This is a genomic window from Scleromatobacter humisilvae (assembly GCF_023231945.1).
Lineage (GTDB): Bacteria > Pseudomonadota > Gammaproteobacteria > Burkholderiales > Burkholderiaceae_C > Scleromatobacter > Scleromatobacter humisilvae.
The window spans coordinates 21903-40311 of record NZ_JAJLJH010000008.1 but is presented as its reverse complement, the minus strand read 5'-3'; the positions used below and the strand labels follow the sequence as shown (position 1 = coordinate 40311).

Genomic DNA, 18409 nt, shown 5'->3' with positions numbered 1-18409 from the left:
GGAGCCCAAGCAAATGGCAAACATCCTGTTGGAAGTCGAGAATTTGCGCGTCGCCTACGGCGGCATCCAGGCCGTCAAGGGCGTCAACTTCAAGGTCACCGAAGGCGAGCTGGTCAGCCTGATCGGGGCCAACGGCGCCGGCAAGACGACCACGCTGAAGGCCGTCACCGGCATCCAGCCGATCGCCGCCGGCGACATCAAGTTCCTCGGCAAGTCCATCGCCGGCCAGGGCGCGTGGAACCTCGTCAAGCAGGGCCTGGTGATGGTGCCCGAGGGCCGCGGCACGTTCACGCGCATGACCATCACCGAGAACCTGCTGATGGGCGCGCACGTGCGCAAGGACGACGAGGTGCAGGCCGACATCGACAAGGTCTTCACGACGTTCCCGCGCCTGAAGGAACGCGCCACGCAGCTCGCCGGCACGATGTCCGGCGGCGAGCAGCAGATGCTCGCGATGGGCCGCGCGCTGATGGCGCGTCCGAAGGTGCTGCTGCTGGACGAACCGTCGATGGGCCTGTCGCCGATCATGGTCGACAAGATCTTCGAGGTGATCGAGTCCATCCACAAGCAGGGCACGACGGTGCTGCTGGTGGAGCAGAACGCCAGCCGGGCGCTGTCCATCGCCGACCGCGGCTATGTGATGGAGTCGGGCGAGGTCACGATGGACGGCGCGGCCGACATGCTGCTCAACGACCCGAAGGTGCGCGCGGCCTACCTCGGCGAGTGAGGCTCGCGACCACCGCCATGGAGCGCGCTTGCCGCGACACCTCGAGGCGCTGATCCCGTTCGCGTTTCCGTTCGCGTGGCTGGCGACCACGAGATGCTGGCCGTCAAGAGCGGCTGGACGGAGCTTGCCGATCCGGCTGCGCGGGCGCGACAGGATCATCCGCTTCCGCGGCGACATCGGCCGTTGCGTGCTCAACACCTGGGCGCGCGTGGGCAGCCCGTCGGACTGAGGCCCGGGCCGGCCTGCGGGCGCGCGTTGGCTATGATGCGCGCGGCTCGAGCCAAAAAAGAATCGGGGAGAGGGAGTGATGCAGATCCAGAAGATGGCCGTCGCCGGCGTGCTGGCGGCGGGTTTGAGTGCGTGCAGCGGCGGCGGCGGCGGAGGAGGCAGTTCCAATCCGCCCGTCCAGCCGACACTGAGTGCCGACCAGCAGACCTTCGAGAGCGTGAACCTGCAGGGCGGGCAGTTCTCGCTGCTGTGGAAGCTGCCGCCCGGCGGCGGCAACCTGGTGCCCGGCACCCACTACCTTTCCGCGGTGTCCAACGGCCTGCTGCCGCAGTCGCCGGCCCGCGGCGGCGCGCAGATCCAGACCGGGCATGCGACGACGCTCGACACGGCGCTGGACACGCGAACTTTCGCGCCCACGCGCTACCTGTCCGCGGGCGCCGTGGTGGTCGCTCCGCTCGACGCCATCCGGCGCGTGAGCTACGTCGGCGACGGCGTGCGTGTCGACTACCTCGCGAGCGACGGCGCCACGGTGCTGACCTCCGCGCAGTTCAGCCAGTTCGCGGTCGTGCCGCTGTCCGGCGCCGTGGGCGGCTCGCCCGAGGAACTGCTGGCCAGCGTGCCGATCGAGGACTGGATCGCCTTCAACAACTTCGCCGCCAACGCGACCTGGCAGGCCGGCTCGGCCTATGTCCGCCAGCACGGCGTGCGCGTCGGCGACGTGGTGATCGCCCAGGACTGCCCGAACGACACGACACCCACGACGACCACCGGCAACCAGCCCACGCCGTGCGCGACGGGCGCGACGCTGGAGCAGGTCTTCCCGGCGACCCTGCCGCTCCAGACGCTCAAGCCCTACGAGCACGACCTCCTGGCCGACGGCCGGATCGCGCAGGTCGCGGGCGTCCGCATGTGGGTCGCGAACGCGCCTCTGCCGCTGGAGCAATCCATCACGCCGGCCTACCGCGTCTACTACGAACTCAATGGCAACGTGTACGCCGGCCTGCTGGAGAAGGACGGCGCCCCGTTCCACTATCGTCAGGCCGACGGCTCGGTGGTGGACTACGCGGTCTCGCTGAACCAGGCCGCCGTCAGCAGCGTGCAGGCGGGCGTCATCACCGGCGCGGCCCCCGGCTCGCTCGCGGGGTCCGCCGCGGAGGTCGGCGCCACGGTCGACCTGTTCGGCATCGGGGGGCACGGCATCGACGGCGCGCTCACGCCGGCCGACCTGCGCGCGCACTACGACATTCCGGCAGGGCTGGACGGCACCGGCCAGACGATCGCCATCGTCGATGCCCCGGCGCTCTACGACGTCGCCCAGGCCGACCTGAACGTGTTCAGCCAGACCTACGGCCTGCCCCAGTGCAACGCCGCCAACCCGTGCTTCCGGCACGTGGACCTGTCCAACGGCGTGGCCGCGCCCGATGACGGCTGGAGCGGCGAGATCGCGCTCGACACGCAGATGGCCCACGCCATCGCGCCCGGGGCGACCATCGTGCTCGTCACGGCCGCCAGCCGTTCCGAGGCGGACTTGATGGCGGCCGTCGACTATGCGGCGGCGCTGCCCGGCGTGACGGCCATCAGCATGAGCTTCAGCGGCAACACGTGGGCCTCGCACGCGGCGGAACAGGACGCGCGCTTCGCGGCCCTGCAGGCCAACGGCATCGCGGTGTTCGCGTCCACCGGCGACGACGGCTTCTCGAACGCCGCGCGCTATCCGGCGGCGTCGCCCTACGTCACCGCAGTCGGCGGCACCACCATCACCGCCGTCGCGGGCGCGGCGGGCGTCGGCAACGAGTCGGCGTGGCAATACTCGGGCGGCGGCCCGAACCCGAGCGAGCTGATGCCTGGCTGGCAATCGGCCGCGATCGGGTCCATCGCCATCGCGGCCAACGGCAACGTGCGCACCGTGCCCGACGTCGCCGCCGTGGCCGACTTCCAGCACAGCGCCTTCGCGACCTACCGCGAACAGCAGTGGGTGATGGCCGGCGGCACCAGCGCCGCGACGCCGCTGTGGGCCGGCATCAGCGCGTTGATGGCGCAGAACCTGGCCGGCAAGGGCTCGTCGCTGGCCGCGCTGGTGCGCACGACGCCGGGCGGCTTCAACGGCCTGCTGTACCAGCCGCGACTGGGGCAGGGCGCCACGCCGGCGCTGGTGGGCATCGCGTCGGGATCGAACGACCTCAGCGGTGGCTTCTGCTCGCTCTGTGCCGCCGCGGGGGGCTACAACGACGCGACCGGACTGGGCCGCCCCGACGTGGCCAGCCTGATCGCCGCGTTCTGATCCGCGCTCAGACGCAGGTGCCGGCGAGTCCGCAGCCGGCCGCCAGCGTCGCGAACGGTTCGATCCCCAGCGCCAGCACGGCCACGACGAGCGCCGTCGCGCGCGCGTGACGCGCGGACGCCCCCGCGCGCGCGAGCGACTGCGCCGACGCCACGCACACGGCGTTGGGCAGGCCGATGAACAGGGGCAGCGGCAGCCAGCCGATCGCGCGGCCGAGGGCCTGGCGCCCGCCGATCAAGTCGACCGACACCGGCAGGAAGCCCAGCGTCGTCAACCCGACGCAGGCCGCGATCACGAGCAGCGCGACGACCAGCCCCGTGCGCCGGCGCGCGACGGCCGCCCATTCCGACAGCGGCCACAGCGCCGCGATGGCGAAGACCTCCGCGCCGATCAACAGCGCGAGCAGGACGTCCTTGGCGGAGACAAGCATCGGCAGCCGTATCGAGCGGCGCTCAGGCGCCGTGCTTGTCCGCTTCCGAGGTGAAGCTGTCGGCGTAGAACTCGTCGTCGGGCAGGCCGCACCGCGCGACGAAATCGCGCTGGGCCGACTCGATCACGATGGGCGCGCCGCAGGCGTAGACCTGGTGGCCCGAGAGGTCGGGGAAGTCCGCCATCACGGCCTGGTGGACGAAGCCGGTGCGGCCCGTCCAGGCGTCCTCGGCCGTGGCATCCGAGACGACGGGCACGTATTCCAGCTGCGGCAGCAGCGCCTTGGCCTCGGTGAGCCAGTCGTTCAGGTAGAGATCGGCCGGGCGGCGCGCGCCCCAATAAAGCCGCACCGGGCGGATGCTGCCCAGGTGGTGCAGCTGCTCGATCAGCGCCTTGATCGGCGCGAAGCCGGTGCCCGAGGCGAGCAGCACGATGGGCTTGTCGCTCTCCTCGCGCAGGAAGAAGCTGCCGAACGGGCCTTCCATGCGCAGGATGTCCTTCTCCTTCATCGCGGTGAAGACGTGGTCGGTGAACTTGCCGCCGGGCATGTGGCGCAGGTGCAGCTCGATGGACGCCGGCGTGCCGAGGTTGTGCGGCGCGTTGGCCATCGAGTAGCTGCGGCGCGCGCCGTCGCGCAGGATGAACTCGACGTACTGCCCGGCGCGGTAGCGGAACGGCTGCGTCGCCGGCAACTGCACGCGCACGATGGCGACGTCGTCGCTCGGACGCGCCATGCTCAGCACGCGGCCGGGCATCTTGCTGATCGGGTATTCGCCGGCGCCCACCACCATGCGCGCCTCGACGACGCAGTCGGTCTGCGGCGTGGCGCAGCAGGTGAGGATCAGGCCGGCGGCCTCTTCGGCCTCCGACAGCGCCTTGGGCTGGTGCGCGCCGTGGATGACGCGGCCGTCCTTGAGCTTGCTCTTGCACGAACCGCAGGCGCCATCGCGGCAGCCGTAGGGCAGGCCGACGCCGGCGCGGATCGCGGCCGACAGGATGGTCTCGTCGCGCGCGACGTCGAAGGCCCGCTCGGCGGGATGGAGGGTGACGGTGAAGGTCATGGGCTGGCGGCGGCGAAGGCCGAATATCGCGATGGGTGCCCGGCGGCACCGAATGGCGGATTATCCCGCGCCGGCCGCGACTCGCTCTAGACTTGCGACATGTCCGACCACGCCGTGCCCCTCGAACCGCTGCTGAGCGTGCGTTCGTACAGTGGCGAGCAGACCGTGCACTCGCACGACTACGCGCAGGTGCTGTTCGCCTGGCGTGGCCGTATGGACCTCGAGGTGGGCCCATCGACCGACTTCGCGGACAACTCCTGCGGCCTCGTGATCCCGGCCGGCTGCACGCATGCCTACGCGGCCTCGCCCGACCTGCGCATGGTCGTCATCGACGTCGCGCCGGATGTCGGCCTCGATCGCTCGCGGCGCTTCGTGGTGACGCCGGGCGTGCGCCAGCTGGCCGCGGCCGGCCGCGCCGACCGCCTGCTGGCTGCGATCCTGCAGGCGCCGCGCGTCGGCGTGCGCCGCGGCATCGCGCTCGACGGCCTGCGTGCCACGCTCGCCGGCGCGCTGCACGAGGGCTGGACGACCGCGCGCATGGCCGCGCGCTGCAGCCTGAGCACGCAGCGCTTCCACGCGCGGATGCTGGAGCTGACGGGCCTGTCGCCGCAGGCCTGGCTGCGCACGCTGCGGCTGGACGAGGCGCAGCGCCTGCTGCGTCGCGGCCTGACGCTGGAGGCCGTCGCCGCGCGCGTCGGCTACGCGTCGGCCAGCGCGCTGGCGCACGCGCTGCGGCGCGACCGGGAAGTCGGCGCGCGTTCGCTGCGCCACGACTGAAGTCGAGAGTCTCTCGACAAAAGCCTCGCGCCGGCGCGCCACGATGGACGCATGAAGACCTCGTCCTGGCCGGGCATCGTCCTGGCACTGTCGGCCGCCGTGCTGTGGGGCACGACCGGCACGTCGCAACACTTCGCCGGCGCGCGCCTGTCGTCCTATTGGATCGGCGGGCTGCGGCTCGCGATCGCCGCCGTGTTCTTCGCGCTGCTGGTCGGCGCCACCGAGCGCGGCCGCGCCGCGCGCCCGCGCGTGCCCGGGCTGTGGCGCCGGCAGCTGCTGGCCGGCACGGCCATCGCGGCCTACAACCTGGCGTTCTTCGCCGGCGTGCGGCTGGCGGGCGTTGCGGTGGGCACGACGATCGCGATCGGCAGCGGGCCGCTGTTCGCCGGCGCGCTGCAGGCGCTGGTCACGCGCCGGCCGCCGGTGGCGCTGTGGTGGCTGGGCACGGGCCTGGCGATCGGCGGCGGCGCGGCGATCGCGCTCGGCAACGGTGGCGTCGCCAGTGCCGACCTCACCGGCCTCGCGCTGTGCCTCAGCGCCGGCTTCTCGTACGCGGTCTACACGCTGACTGCGAAGTCGTTGGCGACCCACGCCTCGCCCGCGCGCGCCAGCCTGTGGGTGTTCGGCACCGCCGCGGTCATTGCGTTGCCCGCGGCATGGTTGATCGCGCCGTCGGGCGGCGTCGACCTCCTCGCCACGGGCGGCCGCGGCTGGCTGGTCGTCGCCTGGCTGGGCGTCATGGCGACGGGCGTGGCCTACCTCTTGTTCAGCAGCGCGCTGCGCTTCATCTCGGCCGCCACCGGCGTCGCGCTGGCCTTGGGCGAGCCGCTGACCGCGTTCGCGCTGGCCGTGCTGGTGCTGGGCGAGCCGCTGCGCGCCAGCGGACTGGCCGGCATCGCGCTGATCCTGGCCGGGCTCGCGCTGGTGGTGCGCGCCGAGCGCTGACAATGCAGGCCTGATGGCGAAGCGATCCTCCCTGTTGATCGTCGGTTGCGGCGATGTCGGCCTGCGCGTCGTGCGTGCGCTGGGCGGGCGGCTGCGCGTGTTCGCGCTGACCTCGTCGCCGGCGCGCCGCGACGCGCTGCGCGCGGCCGGCGTGACACCGCTGCTGGGCGATCTCGACGACCCCGCCGCGCTGAGCCGGCTCGCCGGCCTGGCCGATGCCGTGCTTTATCTCGCGCCGCCGCCGACGTCCGGCCACACCGACCCCCGACTGCGCGCGCTGCTGGGCGCCCTGAGCCTGCGCTCGCGTCCCGCGCGCGTCGTCTATGCGAGCACGACCGGCGTCTACGGCGACTGCCGAGGCGAGCGGGTGACCGAGACGCGCCCTCTCAACCCGACGACCGATCGGGCGCGCCGCCGCGTCGATGCCGAGTCGCGCCTGCGCGCCTGGGGCCGCGCGACGGGCGCGCGCGTGACGACGCTGCGCATCCCCGGCATCTACGCGATGGACCGCGAGGGCGGCGATCCGCGCGAGCGCGTGCGGCGCGGCACGCCGGTGCTGGCGGCCGCGGACGACGGCTACACCAACCACATCCACGCCGACGACCTCGCGCGCGCCTGCATCGCGGCGCTGTGGCGCGGCAAGCCGCAGCGCGTCGTGCAGGTCTGCGACGACTCCGACATGAAGACCGGCGACTACTACGACCTCGTCGCCGACCTCAGCGGCCTCGCGCGCCCCGCGCGCGTGACGCGCGCGCAGGCGGGCGAGCACTTCAGCGCCGCGCAGTGGAGCTTCCTCAACGAGTCGCGCCGGTTGTCCAACGAGCGCATGAAGCGCGAGCTGCGCCTGCGGCTTTCGCGCCCCACGATCCGCGAAGGACTCGCGGACTGACGCTCAGTGCACGCGCCGGATGTGCGTCGGCGGCTTCTTGCGCTTGAACGAGGGCGGGCGCCAGCGCCAGTACAGGATCATCAGGTAGCCGCCGAGCGCGCCGCCGAGCTGCGCGACCTGGCTGATCCAGGCGCCTGTGCCGTTGAACATCTGCCCGATCATCATGATGACCGCCAGCCCGATGAACACCCACACGGCGGTGCGCATGGTCACCTCGGCCACGAAGTACAACATGATGCGCTGGTTCGGGAACAGGATCCCGAAGGCGACCAGCATGCCGAACGTGATGCTCGCCGTGGTCGTCAGCGGCACAAAGGTGCCGATGACCAAGGTGAGCAACGCATACACGATGGCAGCCGCCACGGTGCAGGCCAGCAGGAACTGGATGTAGCGCCGCGTGCCCCAGATCTCCTCCAGCCGGCTGCCGAAGAAGTAGAGCATCAGCATGTTGAAGAACCAGGACAGGCCGTCGAGGTGCACCAGCGGATAGGTGACCACCTGCCAGGGCCAGAAGCCCGACATCACCGGGAACTGCGCCAGCCACTGCAGTTCGAGCGCGCCCAGCGGGCGGATCGCGGCGCCCAGGAACATCAGGACGCTGCAGGCGATCAGCAGGGCACGAGTGACGGGCGGCGGCAGTTGCAAGGGCATGGCGGGACGAGGCAGTGAGCGCCCAGTGTGCCATGGCGCCGCCCGCCGCGTTCCCGCGGTGCCCGCGCATCTCGACGTCGCGTGCGGTTGTTCCGCGACCCTCCTGGAGAGGCTCGCCATCGGGCACGCCTTGCCTGCTAGCATGCCGGCCACGCGCCCCGACGAAGAGGGTGCGATCGGACGGATCGGGAGGAATCGCCTTGGCCAGCAGTCTTGCATCTCGCGCGGCGCTCGCGCTCTGCGTCGCCGTGGCCGGCTGCGCGACGAAGCCGCCCGTGCTGGACTTCGAACAGGCGCCGCGAGCGCACGTGGCCGCTGCCGACGAGGCGATCGATCCGGCTGCCGCCTACGTCGTCGTCGTGCCGCACGTCGCGAGCCGCTCGGGTCCGCTCGACGACACGTGGTACATGGTGCACGTGTCGGTGTCCGACAAGCCGGAATTCCTGGCCTGGCTGACCAGCGCGCCGCCCTTCGGCCAGGCGCCGGTCAACCTCGCTGTCGCGGTGTCGACCGCGCGACCCACGGTCGTGCGCGTGCCGCCGGGCCGCTGGTTCGTCTCCAAGGTCTTCGTCCAGTCCCACTACTACGACGTCGACCCGGACTACTCGCTGTTCGACGCCCGTTCCGGCCAGCTGAACTATCCCGGCGACTGGACGGTCGAAGCCGGCTATCACGAGTCGACGCGCGGCGCGTTGCACATCGGCTGGTATTTCAATGCGACGCTTGCGGAGAGCGACACCAGCGACCTGGGTGCGGTGCTCGCCGAGGGCGCCGGCCCGCTCGGCCGCCTGCCCCGTGCCTACACGCGGCTGCCGTCGGCGAGGCCGGCACCGGGCGGCGGCTGAGCGATCGCGGCGAGAGACGGCGGCCTCAGTTCGCAGTTCGCAAGGCGACGGACGGCGCCTCGGACGACACGACGTCCACGACGTGGTTCAGGCAGATCAACCCCCAGTGTTGCAGCGGCCCGGGGTGGTCGCCGTCCGCGAAGGTCGCGGACGCGACGAAATCCAGATAGCGCGAACGGCTGTACTTCACGAGCATCCGGCCCTGGAATTCCTCGTCGCGGTCCGTCGAGACGAAGCTCTCGTTGCGGACCGGGTAGGCGACGCAGGTTGTCCAGTGCAGCTGGAAGACGCCGGATCCCTCGACTCGCACGATCGCGCGCGCGCCGGAAGCAGTTTCTCAAGAGCCGGATCCCCGGCGAGCGTCGCGGGATCCGCGGGGCCTGCGGCGACCGCTTCGGCGAAGACGATCCGCAATTCATTGTCGGAGAGTTCCGAGATCTGGTCCAGGTACAGATACCTGGACGCCTGGATCCGTCCCGGAACATCGTTCGTCATCGAGACATCTGAAACGATATCGCCGCGCGAGCCAGCATGGGCGCAACGCGCGCCTGGCCCGCATCGACCGTTGCTGCCGAGCGCGAACGGGAGGGCCCTGGTGCCTCGGGTCGGACTCGAACCGACACCCCTTTCGAGAACGGATTTTGAGTCCGTCGCGGCTACCGATTACGCCACCGAGGCAGGGGTTGCGGCAGGCGACGAAAGCCTGCGCAGGGGGCGGATTATCACATGGCGAAGGCGGGCTTTGTGGTGCGCTGCGACAATCGGGCCTGTCCCGTCCAGCTTCCTTTCCTGGAAACATCGCTTCCATGCCGACGTACATGACCCTCGAAGAAGCCATCGGCCACACGCCGCTGGTGCGGCTGCAGCGCGTGATCGGCGCGGAGATCGCGGCGCGCGGCAACGTGGTGCTGGGCAAGCTCGAGGGCAACAACCCGGCCGGCTCCGTGAAGGACCGTCCCGCGATCTCGATGATCCGCGGTGCCGAGCAGCGCGGGCAGATCAAGCCGGGCGACACGCTGATCGAGGCGACGTCGGGCAACACCGGCATCGCGCTGGCGATGGCCGCGGCGATCAAGGGCTACCGCATGGTGCTGATCATGCCGGAGGACCTGTCGATCGAGCGCGTGCAGACGATGAAGGCCTATGGCGCCGAGCTGATCCTGACGCCCAAGTCCGGCGGCATGGAATACGCGCGCGACCTCGCGCTGCAGATGCAGGCCGACGGCAAGGGCCTCGTCCTCGACCAGTTCGCCAACCCCGACAACCCGCGCGTGCACTACGAGACCACCGGCCCGGAGATCTGGCACGACACCGATGGCCAGATCACGCACTTCGTCAGTGCGATGGGCACGACGGGCACGATCACCGGCGTGTCGCGCTTCCTCAAGGAGAAGAACCCGGCGATCCGCATCCTGGGCGCGCAGCCGGCCGAGGGCTCGCGCATCCCGGGCATCCGCAAGTGGCCCGAGGCCTACCAGCCGAAGATCTACGAGCCGTCGCGCGTCGACGAGCTGATCCTCGTGCGCCAGGACGACGCCGAGGACATGGCGCGCCGACTCGCGCGCGAGGAAGGCCTGTTCGGCGGCATCTCGGCAGCCGGCGCGTGCTGGGCCGCGCTGCAGGTCGCGCAGCGGCTGGAGAACGCGACCATCGTGTTCGTGGTCTGCGACCGCGGCGACCGCTACCTGTCGACCGGAGTGTTTCCCGCATGAGCGGCACCGCATGGCGCTATTGCCCGCAGTGCGCCAATGCGCTCGCGTTCATCACGCAGGACGAGGACGGCGGCCCGAAGGAGCGGCTGCGCTGCGCGCACTGCGGCTTCACCCACTGGAACAACCCGACGCCGGTGCTCGCGGCCGTCGTCGAGTGCTCCGACCGCGACGGCAAGGTGCTGCTCGCGCGCAACGCGGCCTGGGCCGGCCGCATGTTCGCGCTGATCACTGGCTTCATGGAGGCCGGCGAGACGCCGGAAGAGGGCGTCGCGCGCGAGGTGCTGGAAGAGACCGCGCTGACCGTCGAATCGGTCAAGCTGATCGGCGTGTGGGACTTCCAGCGCATGAACCAGGTCATCATCGCGTACCACGTGGTGGCGCATGGCGAGGTGACGCTGTCGCCCGAGCTCGCCGAGTACAAGCTGTTCGCGCCAGCCGACATCGTCTGCTGGCCGGCCGGCACCGGCTACGCGGTGGCCGAGTGGCTGCGCGGCAAGGGCATCGAGCCGAAGTTCATGAGCTTCGAGGAGCGCGCCGCGCAAAGGGCTGCCGAGCCGGACGCGTCATAGAATGAATCACGCTCACGAGGTCAAGCCCATGCAAGCCCACAAGGAAATCGATACGCGCGGCCTCAACTGCCCGCTGCCCATCCTGAAGGCCAAGAAGGCGCTGGCCGAGATGCAGACGGGCGAGGTGCTCAAGGTGGTCGCCACCGACCCGAGCTCCACGCGCGACTTCCAGGCGTTCGCACGGCAGACGGGCAACGAGTTGCTGGAGCAGTCGCAGGACGGCGGCGAGTACATCCACTTCATGCGTCGGCGCTGAGCCGGTCCGGCGTTCGAAGGCACGCGCCGCCGGCCTCGGCGCCCGGCCGCCTGCGGCGTTCGCGCTTGGCGCGTGGCTGGCATGCAGGGGCGCCGCGCAAGCGGCCGACGATCCGGATCCGCGAGCGCGTGCAGGCCGACGCCCGGCTGGGCCGCGGCCTGCTGCACCTGCCCGATGCCGCGCCGCCGGAGTTGCCGGACGCGCACGTCCGGGAAGCAGGTGATCTTGCGCAGTTGCTGCCGGCGTCCCCGATCGCGCTGATGGGCCACTGGACGCGGCCCGACGACGATCCGCCCGACGACGGTGCCCGCCAGTACCTGGCCGGCAACTCGCACCTCGTGCAGTTCGAGCAGGGCGGCAGGATCGCCGACGACGAACTCTCCGCCGAGCGCGTGACGTCCTTCATCGAGATGCCCTGGCGCGAACCGCTGCCTTGAGCGGGCACGTGCCGCCTGCCCGCTGCAGGCCGGGGCCATCAGCCGCCCAGCTGTTCCCGCTGCGCCTTCATCCGCGCCACCGTCTCGACGAAGCCCGCCAGGCGCGTGCGCATCTGCTCGACGACCTCGGGCTTCGCGCGCGAGACGAAGTTCTCGTTACCCAGCTGCTTGTGCGCCTTCTCGATCTCGTTGTCCAGGCGCGCGATCTCCTTGTCGAGACGCTCGCGCTCGGCACCGACGTCGATCTCGACGTGCAGCGCCAGGCGGACGTTGCCCTCGACCGCCACCGGCAGCAGCTTGGTCGCGTCCACGAACGCCGCCTCGTCGGCGATGACCTGCACGTCGCCGACCTTGGCCAGCGCCTTGAGCAGCGGCGCGGCCTGCGCGACGAACTCGGCGTCGCCATGCGTCAGCAGCGGCGGACGCTTGTTCTCGGCGATGTTCATCTGCTTGGCCACGCTGCGGGTGGCGAGCACCAGCGCCTTGAAGCGCGCGACCCAGGCGCAGGCCGCCTCGTCGACGCGTTCCAGCTGCGCAACGGGGTAGGGCGCGGTCGCGATGGTCTGGCCGGCGGCGGGCGCGCGGCCGGCGATCGGGGCGACGGTCTCCCACAGCTCCGCGGTGACGAAGGGCGTGACCGGATGCATCAGGCGCAGCACCGTCTCCAGCGTGCGGACCAGCGTGCGTCGCGTGCCGCGCGCGGCGGCCTCGTTGCCCGCGGCCTTGGCCTCGGCCAGCTGCGCCTTGGCGATCTCGAGATACCAGTCGCAGTACTCCGTCCACACGAACTGGTAGATCGCGTTGGCGACGTTGTCGAGGCGGTACTCGGCGAATCCCTGCGCGACGGCGGCCTCGGCGCGCTGCAGCTCGCTGGTGATCCAGCGGTCGGCCTGGCTGAACGAGTTGTACCCCGGGGGGCATTCGGTCTTGTCGCCCTCGAGGAGGCCGCAGTCCTGGCCCTCGCAGTTCATCAGCACGAACTTGGTCGCGTTCCAGAGCTTGTTGCAGAAGTTGCGGTAGCCCTCGCAGCGCTTGGAGTCGAACGCGATGTTGCGGCCGAGGGTGGCCAGCGCGGCGAACGTGAAGCGCAGCGCGTCGGCGCCGTAGGCCGGGATGCCTTCGGGGAATTCCTTCTTCGTGTTCTCGCGCACGCGCGGCGCGGTCTCGGGCCGGCGCAGGCCGATCACGCGCTTGTCCAGCAGCGGATCGAGCGCGATGCCGTCGATGAGGTCGACCGGGTCCAGCACGTTGCCCTCGGACTTGGACATCTTCTGGCCCTGCGCATCGCGCACCAGGCCGTGGATGTAGACGTCGCGGAACGGCACCTTGCCGGTGAAGTGCGTGGTCATCATGATCATCCGGGCGACCCAGAAGAAGATGATGTCGTAGCCGGTCACGAGCACCGACGACGGCAGGAACAGGTCCTGTTCGAGCGTCTTGCCGGGCCAGCCCAGCGTGGAGAACGGCACCAGCGCCGACGAATACCAGGTGTCGAGCACGTCCTCGTCGCGCACCAGCTTGCCGGTGTAGCCGGCCGCGGCGGCCTTCTGCGCGGCTTCCTCGTCGCTGCGCGCGACGAAGATCTGGCCATCGTCCGCATACCAGGCCGGGATCTGGTGGCCCCACCACAGCTGGCGCGAGATGCACCAGTCCTGGATGTCGTTCATCCAGTGGTTGTAGGTGTTGACCCATTGCTCGGGGTAGAACTTGACCTCGCCCGATGCCACGGCCTTGATGGCCTTGCCGGCGATGGACGTGCCGTCCGCGCCCGGCTTGGTCATCGCCACGTACCACTGGTTGGTCAGCATCGGCTCGATGACCTGGCCCGTGCGCTCGCAGCGCGGCACCATCAGCTTGTGCTTGCGCGTCTCGACGAGGAAGCCCTGCGCGTCGAGGTCTGACACGATGCGCTTGCGCGCGACGAAGCGGTCGAGGCCGCGGTAGGGCTCGGGCGCGTTGTCGTTGATCGTCGCGTCGAGCGCGAGCACGCCGATGATGGGCAGGTCGTGGCGCAGGCCGACGGCGTAGTCGTTGGCGTCGTGCGCGGGCGTGACCTTCACGACGCCCGTGCCGAACTCGCGGTCGACGTAGTCGTCGGCGATCACCGGGATCTTCTTGCCCACCAGCGGCAGGATCACTTCCTTGCCGACCAGCGCGGTGTAGCGCTCGTCGCCGGGATTCACCATCAGCGCGACGTCGCCCAGCATGGTCTCGGGACGCGTCGTCGCCACCGTGAGGTCGCCCGAGCCGTCGGCCAGCGGGTAGCGCACGAACCACAGGAAGCCGTCTTCCTCCTTGCTGTCGACCTCGAGGTCGGACACCGCGGACTTCAGCACCGGATCCCAGTGCACCAGGCGGCGGCCACGGTAGATCAGGCCCTCGTCGAACAGGCGCACGAACGTCTCGGTGACCGTCTTCGACAGCCCTTCGTCCATCGTGAAGTACTCGTGCTTCCAGCTCACCGAATCGCCCATGCGGCGCATCTGGCGGGTGATCGTCGAGCCGGACTCCTGCTTCCAGTCCCACACTCGCGCGACGAAGTTCTTGCGGCCCAGCTCCTGGCGCGAGAGCCCCAAGTCCTGCAGCTGGCGCTCGACGACGATCTGCGTGGCGATGCCCGCGTGGTCGGTGCCCGGCACCCACAGCGTGTTGAAGCCGCGCATGCGGTGGTAGCGCGTCAACGAGTCCATGATGGTCTGGTTGAACGCGTGGCCCATGTGCAGCGTGCCCGTGACGTTGGGCGGCGGCAGCTGGATCGAGAACGACTGCTTCGCGGGATCGAGCGTGGGTTCGTAGACGCCGGCCTGTTCCCACAGCGGCGCCCAACGGGCCTCGATGGCAGCGGGTTCGAAGGACTTGGCGAGTTCGGACATTGGCGGGCTCAGCAGTGATTTCTGAGCCCGATTGTAGGCGGCGTCCGGGTTTGCGCTTAGAGCCGCGGCCTCTCGAAACCGGCCCATCGGCACACGGCGGGATGCGTCCACTGCCGCGTCGCGTACTCGGCCAGCCGCGCAGGCACCGCGTCGCCGTGCATCACCAGTCGATTGAGCATCAGCGCCAGGTCGGCATCGGCGATGCACCAGTCGTCGAACAGGTGCGCGTTGCCGGCGGGCAGCAGCGCCTCGACCGCCGCGAACAGCTTGCTCGCCGCCGCCTCGCCCGCGGCCGACAGCGCGGGCGCCTTCGCGCCGTGGAACACGACCTCCGTCGAGCGCTCCATGCGGATGGGCATCAGGTCGCTGCGCAGCCAGGCCTGCACCTGGCGCGCGCGGGCCTTCTGTCTCGGATCCCGCGGATACAGCGGAGCGCCGGGAAACACGTCCTCGATGTATTCGTCGATGGCCGACGACTCCGACAGCGCGAACTCGCCATGCACCAGCGTCGGAACGCGGCGCGTCATCGACAGGCCGGCGTATTCCGGCGCGTGGTTCGCGGCGGCCGAGAGGTCGACGGTGCGCAGTTCGAAGGGCAGTTGCTTGACGCTCAGCGCGACGAAGGCGGACATCGCATACGGGCTGGCGTATTGGGCGTCGACGTGGAGGGTGAGCTGGTCGGTCATCGTTCGTGTTCGTTGTCGGGTCGGGCATGTGACTCGACAAGTTTGAGAGGCGCTTCAAGAGCGTCCTCGTCGATGCGGTGCAGCGCGTAGTCGCGCAACGCCTGGCCCAACGCGAGGACGGCGCCCGCGTCGGAGTCCTTCGATCCGGGCCGCGCCTCGCCGACCAGCTCGTCGAACTGGCCGTCGAGCGCCGAGACGGTCGCGTAGATCCACGAGCCGTCGGTGCAGGCGGTGCGGCCCGCGCCGCGTTTCTTGTCGACCAGTTCCGCCGGATAGTGGGTGCGTGCCAGGATGGGCGTCACGCCGCGGTGGATGCGCTCGGCCAGGGCGGGCGGCAGGTCGCGCGAATCCACGACACCTGGCCCCGGGCCGTTCAACTGCGCGCTGCTCTTCGCACGAAGCAGCGCGATGCGGAAGCGGCCCTGGTCGCCGCGAAGCAAGGCGACGTCGTAGACCGGCTGCCAGCCCGGTTCGGAGCGGCCGTCGACCTCGATGAAGTCGAACCAGAGTTCCTCGTCGTTGCGGCCGATCGTCGGCTTCGGATCCGCCACGGCCGCCTCGATGTAGAGCCGCGGATTCGTCGCGGGGTAGAAGCCGTCGACCGGGCACGGCGGCATCGCCGCCGCTCGCAGGCACGCGCTCGCGGCGAGCAAGGCCAGGCAGGACTTCACAGCAGCCGCGCCCGCTTGACCGCGTGATAGCGATTGACCAGCGTCGCCGCCAGCATCGAAGGCTCGACGTCGACCAGCAGCTGGTTCTTGCCGGACAGTCGCCGGAACGCCTCGGCCCGCGCGTTCTGGAACCAGTGCGCGGCGGCGACGTCGACGATGGCCTGGTGGTCGTCCATCGGCTGCGACGCGATCTCGGCGACGACGCCTTCCTTCAGGCTCGCGAGCAGCACGAGGTGGCGCGTGCGCATCAGCTTGAGCGCGTCCTCGAGCTCCTCGCAGTCCTCGTCGCGGAAGTTCGTGAGCACGACGACGAGCGAACGGCGGCGCACGCGCAGCATCAGGTCGCGCGCGGCGGCGAGATAGTCGGAGTGGGTCGGGCTCGGCTCGATGTCGTGCAGCCGCGCGACCAGCGAATTCAGCGCCGCCATGCCCTTGGCCGGCGCGAAGTGGCGCTGCTGCGAGGCGTCGTGGCCGAAGGTCATCGCGCCGACGGCGTCGCCGTCCTTCAGCGCGACGTAGGCCAGCAGCATCGCGGCGTTGAGCGCCTGGTCGAAGTGGCTGCCGTCGTGGCCGGAGCGTTCGTCCGCCCTCATCCGCCGGCCGCAATCGAGCAGGAACATCACGGCCTGGTCGCGGTCGTCCTGGTACTCGCGCACCACCGGCCGGCGATGCCGCATCGACGCGTTCCAGTCGATGTGGCGCGTGGGCATGCCGGGCACGTATTCGCCGAGCTGCTTGAAGTCGGTGCCGGCGCCGCGCGCGATGTAGCTCTTGATGCCGATCTCGGCGAGCCGCCGGTCGCCCGCGAGCCAGGCGTAGCGCGACAGCGCGGCGAAGTTCGGATAGACCTGCACCGACTGCGCCGCGCCGATGCGCAGCTGCAGGTCGGCCAGCCCCAGCCGCGAGCGCACGCGGATCGCGGCCGGCTCGAAGACGACCTTGCCGCGCTGCGTCGGCGTGATCTCGTAGCGCACGTCCAGCCTGCTTGCGGCCGGCAGCACGACGGATGCCGGCAACAGCCGCTGCGTCATGGTGGCGGGCACGTGGTCGAACAGCTCGAGCTTCCACGGGCGCGTGCCCTCGTGCGACAGCGTGACGACCAGGCCGTGCGGCTGGCCGAGCGCGAACGCACTGGGCATCTGGCGCTCGAACAGGATCGGATGGCGGCGCAGCTGCCACGCGGCGAATGCGGCGTCGGCCAGGAACAGCAGGGCCAGCCCGGCCGCCAGGCCGCCCGCGACCGGTGCGATCGGCGTCGCGCCCAGGTCGCGCGCCTTGGCCACCAGCAGCGCGATGGCGGCGCCGGTGGCGATCGCGGCCAGCGCGATCACCGTGCGCCGCGTGGGCATCAGCAGGCGTGGCACGCGCTCGCTTCCTTACAGCCGCGGCGCGTCGACGCGCGTGGCGATCTCGCGCAGCACGTCATCGACGGCGCGGCCCTCGAGTTGCGCGTCCGGCGACAGCACCACGCGATGGCGCAGCGCCGGCAGCACCTGGCGCTTGACGTCGTCGGGCGTGGCGTAGTCGCGGCCGGCGATCAGCGCCGCCGCGCGCGCGGCGCGCACGAGCGCGATCGCGCCGCGCGAGCCCGCGCCGTTGCCCAGGCCGACGGCCCCGCGCGTGGCGCGCGTCAGGCGCACCGCGTAGTCCACCACGCGATCGTCGATCAGCACCGAGCTGACGCACTGCTGCAGGCGCGAGACGTCGGCCTCGGTCAGGCAGCGCTGCACCTTGTCCAGCGGCAGCGCGTCGCCGACCTGGTGGCCGGTGGCGGCCTTGACCACGTCGACCTCCTCGGACTGCGTCGGGAAGCCGATGTCGATCTTGAACAGGAAGCGGTCGCGCTGCGCCTCGGGCAGCGGATAGGTGCCTTCGGAGTCGATCGGGTTCTGCGTGGCCAGCACCATGAACGGGCGCGGCAACGAGACGGTCTGGCCTTCCAGCGTGACCTGGCGCTCCTGCATGACCTCCAGCAGCGCGCTCTGCGTCTTGGCCGGCGCGCGGTTGATCTCGTCGCCCAGCAGCAGGTTGGTGAAGACCGGCCCCTTGCGCAGGCGCAGCCGCCCGATACCCCCGTCCGTACCGGGCTCGAGCACGGCGTGGCCGGTGAGGTCGGACGGCATCAGGTCGGGCGTGAACTGCACGCGCGAGAACTGCAGCGACATCGCCTGCGCCAGCGCGCGCGCCAGCAGCGTCTTGCCCAGGCCCGGCAGGCCTTCGTAGAGGATGTGGCCGGAGGCGACGAAGGCAATGAGCGTCTGGTCGATCACCTCCTGCTGGCCGACGACGGCGCGGCCGACCTCCGTGCGCAGCTTGCCGAGCGCCGCGACGATGAATTCGAGTTCCTTGGAGTCGATGGCCATGGTGATGTC

The 18409-nt window shown here is 70.6% G+C and carries 19 protein-coding genes and 1 tRNA gene; 10 read left to right on the top strand and 10 right to left on the bottom strand.

The annotated features are described in order from the left end of the window. Window positions 1–13: 13 nt before the first annotated feature. Together LPC04_RS21510 and LPC04_RS21505 are read left to right on the top strand one after the other, a co-directional pair. Window positions 14–727, top strand: coding sequence for an ABC transporter ATP-binding protein (locus tag LPC04_RS21510; protein ID WP_275684345.1), 714 nt, complete (start codon window positions 14–16; stop codon window positions 725–727). A gap of 307 nt (window positions 728–1034) precedes the next feature. Further along, window positions 1035–3236, top strand: a complete 2202-nt coding sequence (locus LPC04_RS21505) for a S53 family peptidase (protein WP_275684344.1) — start codon at window positions 1035–1037, stop codon at window positions 3234–3236. 7 nt (window positions 3237–3243) lie between these two features. On the opposite strand, the gene LPC04_RS21500 is transcribed toward LPC04_RS21505, so the two are convergent. Both LPC04_RS21500 and LPC04_RS21495 read right to left on the bottom strand, forming a co-directional pair. Beyond that, window positions 3244–3666: a hypothetical protein gene (locus LPC04_RS21500; protein WP_275684343.1), complete on the bottom strand. Its 423-nt coding sequence runs from the start codon at window positions 3664–3666 to the stop codon at window positions 3244–3246. Between the two features lie 22 nt (window positions 3667–3688). Further along, complete coding sequence (locus LPC04_RS21495; RefSeq protein WP_275684342.1) at window positions 3689–4726, bottom strand: CDP-6-deoxy-delta-3,4-glucoseen reductase; 1038 nt, start codon at window positions 4724–4726, stop codon at window positions 3689–3691. A 99-nt stretch (window positions 4727–4825) separates the two neighbouring features. Here LPC04_RS21495 and LPC04_RS21490 point away from each other — a divergent pair, with 99 nt between their 5' ends. The 3 genes from LPC04_RS21490 to LPC04_RS21480 are packed head-to-tail and all read left to right on the top strand — an operon-like array spanning window position 4826 to window position 7337. After that, complete coding sequence (locus tag LPC04_RS21490; RefSeq protein WP_275684341.1) at window positions 4826–5503, top strand: helix-turn-helix domain-containing protein; 678 nt, start codon at window positions 4826–4828, stop codon at window positions 5501–5503. A 51-nt stretch (window positions 5504–5554) separates the two neighbouring features. Continuing rightward, window positions 5555–6448, top strand: coding sequence for a DMT family transporter (locus tag LPC04_RS21485; RefSeq protein ID WP_275684340.1), 894 nt, complete (start codon window positions 5555–5557; stop codon window positions 6446–6448). 13 nt (window positions 6449–6461) lie between these two features. After that, window positions 6462–7337: an SDR family oxidoreductase gene (locus LPC04_RS21480; protein WP_275684339.1), complete on the top strand. Its 876-nt coding sequence runs from the start codon at window positions 6462–6464 to the stop codon at window positions 7335–7337. Between the two features lie 3 nt (window positions 7338–7340). On the opposite strand, the gene LPC04_RS21475 is transcribed toward LPC04_RS21480, so the two are convergent. After that, on the bottom strand, window positions 7341–7988 hold the full coding sequence (locus LPC04_RS21475; RefSeq protein ID WP_275684338.1) for a rhomboid family intramembrane serine protease: 648 nt from the start codon (window positions 7986–7988) through the stop codon (window positions 7341–7343). 200 nt (window positions 7989–8188) lie between these two features. Between LPC04_RS21475 and LPC04_RS21470 the strand changes: the two genes are divergently transcribed. Further along, window positions 8189–8833: a hypothetical protein gene (locus tag LPC04_RS21470; protein ID WP_275684337.1), complete on the top strand. Its 645-nt coding sequence runs from the start codon at window positions 8189–8191 to the stop codon at window positions 8831–8833. Window positions 8834–8858: 25 nt separating this feature from the next. Here LPC04_RS21470 and LPC04_RS21465 read toward each other — a convergent pair whose 3' ends face one another. Both LPC04_RS21465 and LPC04_RS21460 read right to left on the bottom strand, forming a co-directional pair. After that, window positions 8859–9143, bottom strand: coding sequence for a hypothetical protein (locus LPC04_RS21465; protein WP_275684336.1), 285 nt, complete (start codon window positions 9141–9143; stop codon window positions 8859–8861). Window positions 9144–9426: 283 nt separating this feature from the next. Continuing rightward, window positions 9427–9511 (bottom strand) — tRNA-Leu (locus LPC04_RS21460). Between the two features lie 128 nt (window positions 9512–9639). On the opposite strand from LPC04_RS21460, the gene cysM reads away from it, so the two are divergent. The 4 genes from cysM to LPC04_RS21440 all read left to right on the top strand — a co-directional run bounded on the left by cysM (window position 9640) and on the right by LPC04_RS21440 (window position 11807). Then, the gene (gene cysM / locus LPC04_RS21455) at window positions 9640–10545 is read left to right on the top strand and encodes a cysteine synthase CysM (protein ID WP_275684335.1); all 906 of its coding nucleotides are present in this window, start codon (window positions 9640–9642) and stop codon (window positions 10543–10545) included. Then, a complete protein-coding gene (locus LPC04_RS21450) occupies window positions 10542–11114 on the top strand; it encodes an NUDIX hydrolase (protein WP_275684334.1) in 573 nt (190 codons plus the stop codon). The genes cysM and LPC04_RS21450 overlap by 4 nt, the downstream gene beginning before the upstream one ends. A gap of 28 nt (window positions 11115–11142) precedes the next feature. Further along, entirely contained in the window at window positions 11143–11370 is a 228-nt protein-coding gene (locus tag LPC04_RS21445; RefSeq protein WP_275684536.1) for a sulfurtransferase TusA family protein, read from the top strand. Between the two features lie 65 nt (window positions 11371–11435). Next, window positions 11436–11807: a hypothetical protein gene (locus tag LPC04_RS21440; RefSeq protein ID WP_275684333.1), complete on the top strand. Its 372-nt coding sequence runs from the start codon at window positions 11436–11438 to the stop codon at window positions 11805–11807. 38 nt (window positions 11808–11845) lie between these two features. Here LPC04_RS21440 and LPC04_RS21435 read toward each other — a convergent pair whose 3' ends face one another. The 5 genes from LPC04_RS21435 to LPC04_RS21415 are packed head-to-tail and all read right to left on the bottom strand — an operon-like array spanning window position 11846 to window position 18400. Further along, window positions 11846–14680, bottom strand: coding sequence for a valine--tRNA ligase (locus tag LPC04_RS21435; RefSeq protein WP_275684332.1), 2835 nt, complete (start codon window positions 14678–14680; stop codon window positions 11846–11848). 56 nt (window positions 14681–14736) lie between these two features. Then, complete coding sequence (gene yfcF, locus LPC04_RS21430) at window positions 14737–15366, bottom strand: glutathione transferase (protein ID WP_275684331.1); 630 nt, start codon at window positions 15364–15366, stop codon at window positions 14737–14739. Beyond that, on the bottom strand, window positions 15363–16037 hold the full coding sequence (locus LPC04_RS21425) for a hypothetical protein (RefSeq protein ID WP_275684330.1): 675 nt from the start codon (window positions 16035–16037) through the stop codon (window positions 15363–15365). The genes yfcF and LPC04_RS21425 overlap by 4 nt, the downstream gene beginning before the upstream one ends. After that, a complete protein-coding gene (locus tag LPC04_RS21420) occupies window positions 16034–17401 on the bottom strand; it encodes a DUF58 domain-containing protein (protein ID WP_275684329.1) in 1368 nt (455 codons plus the stop codon). Before LPC04_RS21420 ends, LPC04_RS21425 begins: the two co-directional genes overlap by 4 nt. Before the next feature lie 12 nt (window positions 17402–17413). Then, on the bottom strand, window positions 17414–18400 hold the full coding sequence (locus LPC04_RS21415) for an AAA family ATPase (protein ID WP_275684328.1): 987 nt from the start codon (window positions 18398–18400) through the stop codon (window positions 17414–17416). Window positions 18401–18409 lie beyond the last annotated feature (9 nt).

Bases quoted from the DNA above. Each gene is read 5' to 3' on its own strand.
- cysM (WP_275684335.1), top strand. From the start codon at position 9,640: ATGCCGACGTACATGACCCTCGAAGAAGCCATCGGCCACACGCCGCTG.
- LPC04_RS21475 (WP_275684338.1), bottom strand. From the start codon at position 7,988: ATGCCCTTGCAACTGCCGCCGCCCGTCACTCGTGCCCTGCTGATCGCC.
- LPC04_RS21485 (WP_275684340.1), top strand. From the start codon at position 5,555: ATGAAGACCTCGTCCTGGCCGGGCATCGTCCTGGCACTGTCGGCCGCC.
- LPC04_RS21505 (WP_275684344.1), top strand. From the start codon at position 1,035: ATGCAGATCCAGAAGATGGCCGTCGCCGGCGTGCTGGCGGCGGGTTTG.
- LPC04_RS21480 (WP_275684339.1), top strand. From the start codon at position 6,462: ATGGCGAAGCGATCCTCCCTGTTGATCGTCGGTTGCGGCGATGTCGGC.
- LPC04_RS21415 (WP_275684328.1), bottom strand. From the start codon at position 18,400: ATGGCCATCGACTCCAAGGAACTCGAATTCATCGTCGCGGCGCTCGGC.
- LPC04_RS21435 (WP_275684332.1), bottom strand. From the start codon at position 14,680: ATGTCCGAACTCGCCAAGTCCTTCGAACCCGCTGCCATCGAGGCCCGT.
- LPC04_RS21495 (WP_275684342.1), bottom strand. From the start codon at position 4,726: ATGACCTTCACCGTCACCCTCCATCCCGCCGAGCGGGCCTTCGACGTC.
- LPC04_RS21490 (WP_275684341.1), top strand. From the start codon at position 4,826: ATGTCCGACCACGCCGTGCCCCTCGAACCGCTGCTGAGCGTGCGTTCG.
- LPC04_RS21445 (WP_275684536.1), top strand. From the start codon at position 11,143: ATGCAAGCCCACAAGGAAATCGATACGCGCGGCCTCAACTGCCCGCTG.
- LPC04_RS21500 (WP_275684343.1), bottom strand. From the start codon at position 3,666: ATGCTTGTCTCCGCCAAGGACGTCCTGCTCGCGCTGTTGATCGGCGCG.
- LPC04_RS21450 (WP_275684334.1), top strand. From the start codon at position 10,542: ATGAGCGGCACCGCATGGCGCTATTGCCCGCAGTGCGCCAATGCGCTC.
- LPC04_RS21510 (WP_275684345.1), top strand. From the start codon at position 14: ATGGCAAACATCCTGTTGGAAGTCGAGAATTTGCGCGTCGCCTACGGC.
- yfcF (WP_275684331.1), bottom strand. From the start codon at position 15,366: ATGACCGACCAGCTCACCCTCCACGTCGACGCCCAATACGCCAGCCCG.